General features: G+C 52.2%; 10 protein-coding genes and 1 tRNA gene. 1 reads left to right on the top strand and 10 read right to left on the bottom strand.

Going from position 1 to position 12,810, the window contains the following annotated elements:
• Positions 1–106: 106 nt before the first annotated feature.
• The 4 genes from EVX52_RS19215 to EVX52_RS19200 form a co-directional block, all read right to left on the bottom strand.
• Positions 107–2,032 (bottom strand): AAA family ATPase, encoded by a 1,926-nt coding sequence (locus EVX52_RS19215; protein WP_240783488.1) that lies wholly within the window; start codon positions 2,030–2,032, stop codon positions 107–109.
• A 460-nt stretch (positions 2,033–2,492) separates the two neighbouring features.
• Positions 2,493–3,761 (bottom strand): integrase arm-type DNA-binding domain-containing protein, encoded by a 1,269-nt coding sequence (locus EVX52_RS19210; RefSeq protein ID WP_129991912.1) that lies wholly within the window; start codon positions 3,759–3,761, stop codon positions 2,493–2,495.
• Between the two features lie 161 nt (positions 3,762–3,922).
• Positions 3,923–3,998 (bottom strand) — tRNA-Asn (locus EVX52_RS19205).
• Positions 3,999–4,149: 151 nt separating this feature from the next.
• Complete coding sequence (locus EVX52_RS19200; protein WP_129991911.1) at positions 4,150–5,358, bottom strand: aminotransferase class I/II-fold pyridoxal phosphate-dependent enzyme; 1,209 nt, start codon at positions 5,356–5,358, stop codon at positions 4,150–4,152.
• A 204-nt stretch (positions 5,359–5,562) separates the two neighbouring features.
• Here EVX52_RS19200 and EVX52_RS19195 point away from each other — a divergent pair, with 204 nt between their 5' ends.
• A complete protein-coding gene (locus EVX52_RS19195; protein WP_129991910.1) occupies positions 5,563–6,765 on the top strand; it encodes a gamma-glutamyl-gamma-aminobutyrate hydrolase family protein in 1,203 nt (400 codons plus the stop codon).
• Positions 6,766–6,824: 59 nt separating this feature from the next.
• Here the strand turns inward: EVX52_RS19195 and EVX52_RS19190 are convergent, their stop codons facing one another.
• The 6 genes from EVX52_RS19190 to EVX52_RS19165 form a co-directional block, all read right to left on the bottom strand.
• Entirely contained in the window at positions 6,825–7,745 is a 921-nt protein-coding gene (locus tag EVX52_RS19190) for a dihydrodipicolinate synthase family protein (protein ID WP_129952605.1), read from the bottom strand.
• A 34-nt stretch (positions 7,746–7,779) separates the two neighbouring features.
• On the bottom strand, positions 7,780–8,964 hold the full coding sequence (locus tag EVX52_RS19185; protein ID WP_129991909.1) for a Xaa-Pro peptidase family protein: 1,185 nt from the start codon (positions 8,962–8,964) through the stop codon (positions 7,780–7,782).
• Positions 8,961–10,058 (bottom strand): mandelate racemase/muconate lactonizing enzyme family protein, encoded by a 1,098-nt coding sequence (locus EVX52_RS19180; RefSeq protein WP_129991908.1) that lies wholly within the window; start codon positions 10,056–10,058, stop codon positions 8,961–8,963. Before EVX52_RS19180 ends, EVX52_RS19185 begins: the two co-directional genes overlap by 4 nt.
• 10 nt (positions 10,059–10,068) lie before the next feature.
• Positions 10,069–11,232 carry a M20 family metallopeptidase gene (locus tag EVX52_RS19175; protein ID WP_129991907.1) on the bottom strand — a complete coding sequence of 388 codons (1,164 nt, stop codon included), beginning with the start codon at positions 11,230–11,232 and terminating at the stop codon, positions 10,069–10,071.
• 84 nt (positions 11,233–11,316) lie between these two features.
• On the bottom strand, positions 11,317–12,060 hold the full coding sequence (locus tag EVX52_RS19170) for an amino acid ABC transporter ATP-binding protein (RefSeq protein WP_129952609.1): 744 nt from the start codon (positions 12,058–12,060) through the stop codon (positions 11,317–11,319).
• Positions 12,061–12,070: 10 nt separating this feature from the next.
• Entirely contained in the window at positions 12,071–12,784 is a 714-nt protein-coding gene (locus tag EVX52_RS19165; protein WP_129991906.1) for an amino acid ABC transporter permease, read from the bottom strand.
• Between the last annotated feature and the right edge of the window lie 26 nt (positions 12,785–12,810).

The raw sequence follows: 12,810 nt of genomic DNA, 5'->3' as shown, positions 1-12,810 counted from the left end.
TCCACATTCGGCACTGAATTATCTGACGCCATCAGAGTTTGCAGCACGGTGGCGAAATGGAAAATGTGAAGGTAAACAAACCGACATTACTAACTGACGGTTGTATCTAATCCTGGGGGCAGGTCACCTTAGCTAACTTATATTTGGAAAAATCTTTGCCAATTTCACTTTGGAACAAATTGATAATAGGCTTATCCCCAGCGCTTGCCATCGCCGTGGTTAAATCCCAATTTAGTTCAGATTTGGCTATTCCGATTAATGTATCTCTGAGCAGGTCTTCGATTTCTGCTTTTTCAATTTTAGGAACTGTAAAATCTGATGTTCGAAGGATTCTTTTATTGCTGAGACGGTGAACCAGAATTTCCTGATTTGCTGCTTGATCACCAGCATTATCTGAGTCAAGTAAAGCCGCGACCTTTAGGTTGTGTGAAGTAAGAATTGTCGCGAAATAGACGACCTTGCTTGCTGTGTTGGCTGGTACAAGCGCGATCTTTTCGTGCAAAAATGTTTTTCCGCCATCCTTAAGCAGGCCGGATATGGCTTCGACATACCAATAATCTGTCAAACCTTCTAAAATCAAATTACGCTGGTTGGCAAATAGACTCTGAGCTAAATCATATCCAAGCGCTTCCTGTAGCGGTAACAGCGCTGCAGGATCACTGGAGGAGACTGTTGTGTGTACTTTCGTACCAACAGTCCTATCGGTCAGTTCCACAACTCTCACAATATCGAGTTCATCCGGGCCAACTAGAAATGGTGAATGAGTTGAGTATAAAGTCTGATTGTTATCGGCAAGTAATGAGATAGTTTTTCTAAACTCTCTTTGCTTCAGGGCATGGAGGCTAACTCCTGGCTCATCTAATAGGAGAACTGTGTTCTTATGTTTACCTTTAGCCTCAGCAAAGAACACTATGAAGAACGACACTAGCCACTGAAAACCTTCGGAGCGCTGATCGAGTTCAACCTCAACGCCTATGTTGTCTTCGACAACTACTTTTAGATATTGTCCGTCGGCAGTCAGCTTAAGCCTGCTTGCCTCTGCTTTGTTATCATCAGGGTTCCATACTTTGATTATTTGCTGAGTCAATTCAACACTGGCCGCATTGAGCTCATAGCTACGCTGGTCGAGTCTTTCTCTGAAGCTTTCAAGATCAGTCGAAGTGTGGCTTGGATCGGATGCTTTTCCGAGTTCAGAAAGTTCCTGTGCAGTAAAACCAAGCAATCTGAGCAGACAACTGTTGCCGTAATCATAGGCATCATCATCAAGGCTGTTAGATTCAAGCCGTTTAGCAAGATTTCCTAAATGGATGATAGGCTTAACTCGGAAGTAATTGCTGTAAAGTACAAATACAGGCTTGTTCTTGTCTAGATATTCAAGAAAACTGCAGATAGCAATTGATAAATTCAATTTTGAATCAATTACTTCCCAACGCGTAACCTCTTTCTCATCTTCTTCATCAACAAATGGAAGCTTATCTTCCAGCCACTTTTTTAAAATCGCAGAATCAGTATATAAAGATTTATTTTGTGCCCAGCCATTCGTTATTTTACTAAGGCTTTCTGAATGCGGTTTTGCTTCACCTGCAGCAGACGACCGATCTAAATGAGCAGTCAGTCTTATCAGGTCATTTTTGACGTCATTGTAAGTTGGAGATGTGAAACCTATTAAACCATGACTCGCATTATTGTTTAAATACCGAGTGAAGGTGTAACTGATTGGACTGCCCTTGATTTGCTCTGGTGCATGCTCTAAATCAAACTCTTCAAGTTCAAAGACTGCAGTGACTACTTCCACCTCATTCGGATCCAGGTCCCCTCGGCTGATTTTGGTATATTGAGCTCTTGGGTAGTCGCGTAAGGGTTTGAATTTTTTAGTGCCTACTGGTGGGTTAATTTGTTGAATAGCTTGAAGAATGGCTGTTTTACCTGCTTCATTTGGGCCAACTAGAATTGTTTTAAGCCTTTCAACATCAAACTCACCGGTATCAATGATGCTCCGATAGTTTTGCACTCGAACTTTACTCAAACGCATAGCCAACCCTTTTGAAGTGTGTGTATTAAGTCTTACAGTAAAAAAGTGTTGTACCCGTACTATCAAAAATAAACAGTTGAGACGATTCCTTAAGATGACTGATTAAACTGTTGAGCTCAAGTCGTGATGACACATTGTAAATGTAGTGGACAAGTCAAGCTATTGAAACCGCTGAATAGCTACAGCGTCGGTAGTTATCTTTTAAATTAGTTGCTATGAATATTAATCATATGAATATTAATCATATGTGCCAAGGTCTGCTCCTCGCTCATAACAGGCCTAATACGTTTCCGTGGATAGTTCTGTATGAGAAGCGGACTTCACACTTTCGATTCACGCTGGACAGTCTGGCTGACGATGCTCATAAACGGCTTAACAATTTATCCGAACTGAAACTAGAAAAATGCCGTACCAGTACAGACTGATACGGTTATTTTTGTGGTTTATTTTGTCAGAGTGGTTATCCCATTGTGCAACTGATTTCCTTCCCACAAATATAAGGTGGGGCATACGCTTTCCGGCACATATCCAGATAATCCGACCACCACTGCATCATCGCTTTACGGGCATCGAGATATTCTGCTTTATGGATGTAGGCTGCTCGAACGCTATTGCGTTCCTGGTGACTCATCTGCCGTTCAACCGCATCCTGTGCCCACAGGCCAGACTCCATCAGGGCACTACAGGCCATTGCCCGAAACCCGTGGCCGCAGATTTCATCTTTTGTGTCATAACCCATCAGGCGTAGCGCCTTATTGACCGTGTTTTCGCACATCGGTTTATACGGATTATGATCGCCGGGGAATACCAGTACCTGATGCCCGGATATTTCCCGTATCTGTTTCAGAATAGCAATGGACTGACGGGAGAGTGGAACGATATGTGGAGTGCGCATTTTTGCACCACGCCCGGAGTAGCGGACACCGGGAATGGCCTCGCGAGTGGCAGGAATGGTCCAGATTCTATTTTTGAAATCGATCTCAGACCAACGGGCGAAACGCAGTTCGCTGGAACGGATGAACAGGTGCAGAGTAAGTGATACTGCCAGGCGGGTTAACTCTCGTCCTTGCTGGTAGTCCTCAATACGAATCAAAAGCTCCGGCAGTCGCTCCAGCGGAAGGGCAGGGTAGTGGCGTTTAACGGGAGGGGCGATGATACCGTCCAGATTTGCTGCCGGATTGTGCTCTATCAACTCCTGATGTACGGCATGACGCATGATGTTGCACATATGCTGCCGGGTACGTGCTGCGACTTCCAGCAGACCTTTTTTCTCAATCCCTTTCAGCAGGTCGATAAAATGGCGGGTTTTCAGTTCTGTGACCGGCAGGTGTCCAATTATCGGGAAGATATGGTTGTTCATGCTGGCAAGCAGGCGGGTTGCGTGGTTCTCTGACCAAGTTCGGTTGCTTTTATGCCAGTCCAGTGCCACATACTTGAAAGTTTTTTCTGGTGTGGAAGTGGCTCTTTCAGCGGAGCGCTGTTGTGCTGGATTGATATTTTGCGCGAGGAGTTTACGGATACCGTCACGTTGTTGACGGGCATCAGCCAAAGATACGTCGGGATAGGCACCTAGGCCGAGGCGGGATTCTTTACCATTGATACGATATTTGAGATACCAGAGACGTGAACCGGCTGGATTGACTAAAAGGTACAGGCCATGAGAATCGGAAACTTTGAAAGGTTTAGCGGATGGCTTTAAGCTGCGGATTTTTGTGTCGTTAAGAGACATTTGGGGGTCACTCCGTCATCGAACCAACATGACCCCAAATCTGACCACCAAATTCTCCCGATGCGGAGGGAAAACTAAAAATGCATCGGGAAGACTTTTCACACTAACTCGTTGAATCTAAATCGTATAAAGATTCGTGAAGATGCATGAAAACATAAATTTGGCTCCTCTGACTGGACTCGAACCAGTGACATACGGATTAACAGTCCGCCGTTCTACCGACTGAACTACAGAGGAATCGTTGGAACGGGGCGAATAATAACGACTGCCCCGTGGCATGTCAAAGGGGAAACTGTATAAATGCGTGCGTTTGCTGGTACTTTAGCCAACTTGTTGAGAATAGAGTCAAAAAGGCCCGCTTTCATATTGAGTCAGGTATTTTTCGGTCTTAACGCAATGCGCGACAAGCGCGGGTGATCCGCTCGCAGGCTTCCTGCAACCGGTTGTCATCAATGGCATAAGCAATACGCAGATAACCCGGCGCTCCAAAAGCAGAACCCTGAAGCGTGGCAACGTGGCCTGATTGCAGCAAATAAGCGGCAAAATCTTCATCTGTCTTGAGAATATCACCTGAAGGTGTCGTTTTACCTGACATCCCCTGACAATTAGCGAAAACGTAAAATGCGCCCGGCGGCGCTTCGGCACTGAGGCCGTCAATGGCATTCACGCAGTTCATGATCAAGGCGCGGCGGTGCGTCAGGATGTCGATCCATTCTGCGATGAATTCATTGCCCTGTTCCAGAGCGGCAACAGTCGCGGCCTGAGAAATGGAGCTGGGGTTGGAAGTGCTTTGCGACTGCAAAATTTGCATGGCAGAAATCAGCCACGCGGGGCCGCCTGCATAACCCAAACGCCAGCCGGTCATTGAATAACCTTTAGAAACACCGTTTACGGTCAGGATACGTTCTTTCAGACGAGGCTCGACTTCGGCGAGTGTGGCGAAAATACCGGGCACAAAACAAATTTGTTCGTAGATGTCGTCTGCCATCACCAGCACCTGCGGGTGCTCCAGCAGAACGGCGGCCAGTGCGTGGAGTTCGGCAGCTGAATAGACTGCACCGGTCGGATTGTTCGGGGAGTTGAGGATTACCCAACGTGTTTTCGGGGTGATTGCGGCGGCTAAAACTTCCGGCTGCAATTTCCAGCCATCACTTTCCAGACAATGAACAATCCGCGTTTCACCTTCCGACAGTGCCACCATATCCGGATAAGACACCCAGTAAGGGGCAGGAATAATTACCTGATCGCCAGACGAAACGGTGGCCAAAAGTGCGTTAAAAATGAGTTGCTTGGCGCCACTGCCCGCGATGACTTCGTCCGGGCGGTAACTGATCCTATTTTCACGCTTAAACTTAGCCATGATGGCTTGTTTAAGCGCGGCGGTACCGGCAACGGCAGTGTATTTTGTGTCACCTTGTACAATCGCGTCGATGCCGGCTTGCTTAATATGTGCGGGAGTATCGAAATCCAGTTCACCTTCGCCCAGGTTGATGACATCAGTACCCGCCGCGCTGAGCGCACGAACCTGGTCGGAAATCACCGCTGTCGGCGAAGGGCGCACACGACGCAAACGAGGTGCAAGAAATTCAGCAGACATTGTTTCCCCTGTATGAACAATAACAAAATTGTATTATGTGAATCATTAAAACCAATTTAAACTTACCATTCTTCTTTTTGCTTTGCTCATGATTTCTGCGTACTGAGCTGTATTTTACTGACGAAAACGGCAGGGCAGCGGGGTATTGCTGGCGATGAGCCTGCGGGCTGTCTGAACTTTTCATTTATATTTCAAGGTTGTCTTATGGCTTTTATTTTTGTTGCACATGACACACCTGAACCATCGCTGTACGGCGCGATGGCGGCAATACTGGCGGCACAAAAAAATTTACCGCTGGCACATCTGCCGGTGAGCTGGGATACCGCACACTATCCTGATGCCTGTCAGCACGTCGTGGGTGAAGGGCAACTGGTCACCAGCGGGTTGCTTTGGGCAGAACGGCTGATTTTGCAAAGTGCCGGTAAGGTGATGAAGCTGGAGGAATTGCTGAAGACGTATGGCACCGGGGATATGGTGATCCCCCTCGGGCCAACGCAGATCATTCAGTTCACTCAAATGGCACGGCAGGTTCGCGAAAACGCGTTTGACTATGAATTGATTACGGTTGAACGCGAAAATCAGGGGTATGTGTTCAGACGGCACGGACTGACGGATGAAGCCGCCGGATACTGGTGGCGTGATCGTTATGGGCGCTGGATAAACCACGATACGCCGTCACAAACCCCCACTTCGCTGCGTATCGCGCTGGTCGGCGCGCAGTCCGAGCAGTGCACGACCTATCCGGCCACGCTCGCTGCGCTGGGTGATGCCGCGGATGCTTTATCCGTGTCGCTTGATATTGTATATGCCGCGCCCCAGGTGCTGGAAGATCATCTGCATGAGGTGATGGAAAACGTCGATGGCATTTTACTGCCGGGCGGCTCCGCGATGTGTAATGTGGCCGGACAGATTTGTGCCGCGCATTATGCCCTCAATCGCAATATTCCTGTTCTCGGGCTGTGCCTGGGCATGCAAACCATGACGACGGCCATCGTGCAGAACATGATGGGTTCTGCGAAAGCCAGTCTGGCGGAAGCGGATCCTGATGCTGATATTAAAACTTTTGTGCCGCTGACGGATATGCCAGCATTTCCGGTGCACCGCCTCGGGGATCATCGGATGCATTCCCGCCCCGGCAGCCGGTTGCATGATATTCTTGGCGATGAATTTATCGTGCGCTACAACCACCGTTTTCACCTTGCACCTGAACTGAAACCGGATCTGGAAAATCACGGATTACTGATCAGCGGGACCGATGCCACCGGCAAGATTGCTGACGGAATCGAATTCACACGCCATCCGTTTTACCTCGGCGTACAGGGCCACCCGGAGTTGTCATCACTGCCCGTGAAACCTCACCCGTTGCTGATAGCTTTTCTGCAAGCGGCGTCAGCACAGCACGGATAAATTAACGGCACCATGAATAATCCCCGCCTTCAAAGACGGGGATTTTTGCTTAAAGTGGACTACTTCAGTGTGACGCCGGAACGCGGGTCGGCGGCCAGACGGCGCAGTTCCTGCTCCACCAGCCCGATCACATCAGCTTGCAGATCACTCAGCGGGGCGCGGACATGGTGGCCATCAAAACCGCGCAGATTCATGGCCGCTTTCACCAGTTGAGGCTGACCGAAACGGCGGGCCAGCGCCCGGTACGGATACCACAGACGGTGCAGTTCGCGGGCTGTGCTGGCATCGCCGCTTTCCAGCGCACGATAGGTTGCCAGAATAATTTCCGGCAGTGCGCCGCTGTTCGTGGTGCTGATGCCGTCAAAACCACACATCATCGGCCCTAAAAATGCCAGATCGGAGGCGCAGAACAGGCGCAGACGCCCGCCAAGACGGCTGGCAATCTGATCGATGGCCGTCGGGTTCAGGTCACCTTGTTTGATACCCACCACGCCGTTGATGTCTGCCAGTTGCTCCAGCACTACCGGCGGCAACGTAATGCCGATGCCCGGTGCGTTATACACCAGAATTCCGGTGCGTGATAACGGTGCCATCTGTTTAAAGAAGCTGATAATTTGCGCGTCAGTCACTTCAGAAACAAACGGCGGCGTGACCATCGGCAGGCCACCCAGATTGCCTGCCAGTTGTGTTAAATCGCGCACGACGCGGGCATCTGAACCTGCGCTGCACAACATCACCGGCACGCGGTCACCCACCACTTCCATCACATGGCGGAATAGCGTGGCGCGTTCGTCTGCGGTCATCGCCGGGAATTCCCCGTACGTGCCGCCAATCAAAATGCCGTCATAACCGAGGCCGATTACCCGCTCAATGTTGCGGGATAACCCGGCGAAATCAAACTCACCGCCTGCCGTAAAAGGCGTCACGGTAATATTAAAAATACCTTTCAGGCGCGCCTGACTTTCACTGATGTCTTTCATTTATTCAATTCCCATCATCTGGTTAAAAGCAAAATCAAAGTAAGGTCAGCGGACGATCCACTGTGCCGAGGGCGCGATAGCCGGTTTCAGTCACAACAATGGTTTCGCTAACGCCAACGGTGAATTCGCCGTAAATGCGCAATGCGGGCGGAATGTGGAAGGTCATGCCTGGCTGTAATTCGGTGGTGATGCCGCTGTAAAGGCTGAGGATCGCGCCTTCGCCCCAGTCCGGTGCGAACGAAATACCAATCGAATAACCGGTGCGTTTTTTGAAGTTATCTGTGTAGCCAGCGCGGTCGATAACGGCCTGACAGGCCAGATGCGGCGCTTCGCATGTCGCGCCCGGGCGGATGGCATCGAGTGCAGCCTGCAACGCTTCCTGGCACACTTTTTCCATTTCCAGCGCCACGGCTGGCGGTTTGCCGAGCCAGGCGGAGCGCATCAGGGCCGCGTGATAACGGTCGTGAGCGGCAGCCATTTCAAGGAAAATCGGGTCACCCTCGACGATTTTACGACGACGCCATGTACCGTGCGGCACACCGGTGCGCGGGCCACTGGAGACCAGCGGTTCCATGCCCATATATTCGGAACCGGCGGCAATCGCCGCGCCCATCATGGCAGAAACCAGATCGTTTTCTGTCGCACCTGCGGCAATCGCCGCGCGGCCTGCCAGCATGCCGGCGTCAACGTAACGGGCGGCGTGCGCCATTTTTTCCAGTTCTGCGGCTGATTTCACGGCACGCAGTTGTTCGATAACACCGGCCGCATCGTGGATCGTGCCGATTGCAGCCTGTAAGGCTTCGTATATTGCGATCGGCAGGAACCAGCCGCGTTTATCGATACCGATCCGGCTCTTCATCCAGCCACGCGCTTTCAGCACATCGAGCAGGAAATTCACCGGATTATCGCCATCGGTGTAAATCGCCGCATCGCGGATAAAGGTGTTGGAGATGAAGTTGAAATACTCCAACTGGCGGATAACGAAAACCGGATCGCCTTCCACCGGCAGTACCAGCGTCTGGAAAGTGTAATAGCCCGGTGTTTGCTGGCCTGTCAGGTAAAAGATGTTTTCCGGCCCGGTGATCACCATCACGTCCAGACCGGCTTTCACCAGTAACTGACGCGCCTTCGCCATGCGCTGCCGATATTCTTCTTCGTGAAACGCAGATTCTGCGCCTGGCACGATGCGGCCCGTATCGGGTAATGATGTTGCTGTCATTGTTCAAACTCCTGAATGAATTCTGTACGGGAAGGGGTGAAGTGGATACCCAGCCCCGCGCCCGGCGGGCTGCTGAGTAATCCCTGATGATAGGAAAGGCCGTGAACCGGGTCGTTGCCCAGTCCGTCGGCACCGTAAAGTTCGGCATAAGCAGGCTGGCAGGCTCGGGCGACGTGCAGTGCGGCGGCGGTAGCGGCACCGCCTTCGTTCATCTGACCAATCATGAATGGCACGCCCGCTGCCGTAAGACGTCGTGCGGCAGCCATTGTCGGCGCAATGCCACCCATTTTGACCAGTTTGAGATGTGCCATAATCTTACCGTTCAGCCGCAAAATGCGTTCTAAATCTGCCTCGCTGCTCATGCTTTCATCGAGCATCAGTGGCACCGGGCTGGCTTCGGCCAGCGCCGGATAATAGTGCGCATTCGCGTCAGAAACCGGCTGTTCGAGATAACTCATTTCAAACTTCGCCAGCGAGATTAAATGGCTGCGGGCCGCTTCCGGCTGCCATTGGCCGTTGGCATCTGCGGACAAACTGATTTCGTGCCCGAAACGTCGGCGCAGCGCACTGAGCCGTGCTTCATCTTCTTCGAACGAAGCCACGCCGACGCGCAGTTTAAGCTGTGTAAAACCGCGATCCACATACGCCGTCGCCTGTTGCAGCATCTGCGCCATCGGCGTCCAGAACAGCGTCTGGTTGGTGTGATAACTCACTGATTCGCTATTATCTGCGCCGGCCAGTTGCGCCACGCTGATGCCTTCCTGACGCGCGATCAGATCATGCAGCGCGATATCCAGCAACATGCGTGTCGGTGCCAGAAAGTCCGTCAGCCGTTGCGGCAGATTGAGCAAAATTGTGCTGGCAGGCTGACTGAGATCCAGTTGCTGCAACGCGCGGATCGCATCACTCAACACCCGTTCGGCGCTGTAACCATTGAGATAAGCCATGTTGATGCGCACTTCGCCCAGCCCGTTGAAGTTTTTGTCTTCAAGCAGCAGATACAAGGTGTCCAGCCCCGGCACACGGCCCGACGAGGCGGTATAAAGTTGCAGATGCGGATACCGCAGGTCGGCGCGATATAAGGTCGCTTTCACTGTTTTCCCCTCAGCGTTTGAGCATTTTTAAGGCGACATCGCAGTAAATTTTGCTGCCTGCCACGAATTCATCGATGGGGATAAATTCATCAGGTTTATGCGCGACGGCCAGCGAACCGGGGCCGATGATGATGCCTTTAGTGCCCAGACTGCGAAAATGCACCAGATCGCATCCCCCCTGAAAACCGAACGGTCCGGGTTCAGGATTGCCCTGCGCGGCGCAGGCTTCAACGCCCGCCCGCACAATCGGATCGTCAGAATCGGTTTCGGTCGCACCGCCGGTGGTCGGTTTGTAGGTGAGTATTTCGCTGCGCACACCGAATTTTTCCTGCGCCAGTTGCAGTAAATCCTGAATTTCCTGTTTCACGGCGTTCTCGTCTTCGCCCGGCACCATCCGTCGGTCGAGCAATAATTCGCAGGCGCCCGGCAGCACGTTATCGGCATGTCCGCCGCTAATGCGCGTGACCGTCAGGCTGGCGTTACCGACCAGCGGATGACAGCGACAACGCACGGTATGTTCATGCGTTTCTTCCACCAGACCGAGCAGTTGCGCGGTACGGAAAATAGCGTTCTCCCCCAGCTCCGGTGTGCCGGAATGCGCGGTGACGCCATGAACGCGAACCAGCGGACGTAAACTGCCTTTGTGCGCCGAGTATGTGGTGTTGGAGGTCGGTTCGCCGATCACCACGTAATCGATATGCGCCGGAGCTTCACGCACATAAAACTTCGCGCCTTCGCTGGCGACTTCTTCGTCGGCGACAAAAATCGCCATCAGTGTGCCGCTCCAGTCATTGCGGTTGGCCGCGAGCCATCGCATGGCTTCGATCATGGCGATCAGCGGGCCTTTAGCGTCGCAGGCTCCGCGGCCATACAACCGCCCGTCGCGTTCGGTGAGGGTAAACGGATCCTGCTGCCAGCCTTCACCGGCCGGTACGACGTCGATGTGGGTGTTAAAGGCAAAGCACGGGCCGCTGCCGTTTGCCAGCCTGCCGATCACGTTGGTGCGTCCCGGTGCGTACTCGCTGAGCGTCATGTCGAAGCCGATGTCGCTCAGCATGGCGCTGATAAGCTCTGCTGCCTCGCGTTCACGTCCCGGCGGGTTTTCGGTATTGATCGCCACCAGTGCGGCAAGGTCGCGTTTCATTCTGCTGATATCGGGCGATGAAAGACTCATCGGTGTCTCCTGAAAAACAGTTTTGTGGCAAAAGTCAGGTCCCTGGTGAGGGCGCCATAAATGTTTTGGGGGTGCTGAAAAGGATCAATGCAAGATTTGATCTAAGAAACGTTGTGCCCGCAGGCTGACATCGCCGCCGAAGAATTTTTCGCCGGTCGCGTTTTCGATGATTTCGCCGTTTTCCATAAAGACGATGTGATTGGCTGCACGTTTCGCGAAGCCCATTTCATGCGTGACCACAATGCTGGTCATGCCTTCGGCGCTGAGATCGGCCATCACGTCGAGCACTTCGCGGATCATTTCCGGGTCAAGCGCAGAGGTGGGTTCATCAAACAGCATCAGTTTGGGTTTCATTGCCAGTGCACGGGCAATGGCAACACGTTGCTGCTGGCCGCCGGAAAGTTCATCAGGGAACGAATCGGCTTTATCAGGAATTCGTACTTTGCCGAGCAGTTCCAGGGCCTGTGCCCCGGCTTCACTGCGGCTGACGCCCAGCACGGTCATCGGCGCGAGCATGATGTTTTCGGCCGCCGTCAGATGGGAAAACAGTTCGTAGTTCTGGAACACCATGCCGATGTCACGGCGTAATTTATGCGGCTCGATACTGGCGTGGGTGATGTCCTGATTGCGAAAGAAAATCGAACCCCCCTGGATCGGCTCCAGTAAATTGATGCAGCGCAGCAGGGTAGATTTGCCTGAACCTGACGGACCAATCAGCACCACGGTTTCGCCCTGAACCACATTCAGGGAACAGTTTTTAAGAACGTGTTGTGCGCCAAAATGTTTATCGACGCCGATGATTTCCAGAACCGGTTTGGATTGACTCACGGACTTCTCCTCAGTTTGGCGTGCTGCTGCGCAGCAGGCGTTCAGTCAGTGACAGCGCGGGTTTTTTGCGTTTTTTCGGATCAAGCGAACGCTCCAGCCAGGCCTGTCCGACCATGAAAACGGAAGTCAGCACCAGGTAGTAAATACCTGCGGCGCAGAGTGCTTCGAAATATCGGAAGCTGGCGCTGGCGGTCTGATTGGCGATGAGCAGCAGTTCCTGTACGGCAATCACCGACACCAGTGCGCTCGACTTCAGCATGCTGATCATCTGATTGCCCATCGGCGGCAGCACGATGCGCGCGGCCTGTGGCAGCACAATCTTGCGCATGATCTGGCCCTGAGTCATGCCGAGCGCCATCCCCGCAGTTCGCTGCCCGCTGCGCACGGCCTGTAAGCCGGAGCGTAAAATCTCCGCCATATACGCCCCTTCATTTAAGGACAGCGCCATCACCGCACAGGTGAAAGCGGAGAAGCGCAGGCCGAAGGTTGGCAGAACGTTGTAAACGAAAATAATCTGGAACAGCACCGGTGTGCCGCGAAACAACCACAGATAGAAGAAGGCCAGAACGGATCCCGCCCTGAAGCGGGATTCCTGCAGCAGGGCCAGCACCAGCCCCGCAATAATGCCAAAGAACAGCGAGCACACCGTTAATAACAAGGTCATTAATGCGCCCTGAAAGAACGCCTGTGAGAACAGGTATTGCCAAACAAGATCAAGTGACATGAACTTTCCTCAATGTCAGGGCAACG

This window comes from Rahnella sp. CFA14(1/10), from assembly GCF_004195095.1.
In the GTDB taxonomy this organism is placed as follows: Bacteria; Pseudomonadota; Gammaproteobacteria; order Enterobacterales; family Enterobacteriaceae; genus Rahnella; species Rahnella perminowiae.
The sequence above is the reverse complement of the archived record's forward strand: the minus strand, read 5'-3'. Positions and strand labels throughout refer to the sequence as shown.

Bases quoted from the DNA above. Each gene is read 5' to 3' on its own strand.
- EVX52_RS19210 (WP_129991912.1), bottom strand. From the start codon at position 3,761: ATGTCTCTTAACGACACAAAAATCCGCAGCTTAAAGCCATCCGCTAAA.
- EVX52_RS19215 (WP_240783488.1), bottom strand. From the start codon at position 2,032: ATGCGTTTGAGTAAAGTTCGAGTGCAAAACTATCGGAGCATCATTGAT.
- EVX52_RS19200 (WP_129991911.1), bottom strand. From the start codon at position 5,358: ATGTCTGCTGAATTTCTTGCACCTCGTTTGCGTCGTGTGCGCCCTTCG.
- EVX52_RS19190 (WP_129952605.1), bottom strand. From the start codon at position 7,745: ATGAAAGACATCAGTGAAAGTCAGGCGCGCCTGAAAGGTATTTTTAAT.
- EVX52_RS19165 (WP_129991906.1), bottom strand. From the start codon at position 12,784: ATGTCACTTGATCTTGTTTGGCAATACCTGTTCTCACAGGCGTTCTTT.
- EVX52_RS19175 (WP_129991907.1), bottom strand. From the start codon at position 11,232: ATGAGTCTTTCATCGCCCGATATCAGCAGAATGAAACGCGACCTTGCC.
- EVX52_RS19185 (WP_129991909.1), bottom strand. From the start codon at position 8,964: ATGACAGCAACATCATTACCCGATACGGGCCGCATCGTGCCAGGCGCA.
- EVX52_RS19195 (WP_129991910.1), top strand. From the start codon at position 5,563: ATGGCTTTTATTTTTGTTGCACATGACACACCTGAACCATCGCTGTAC.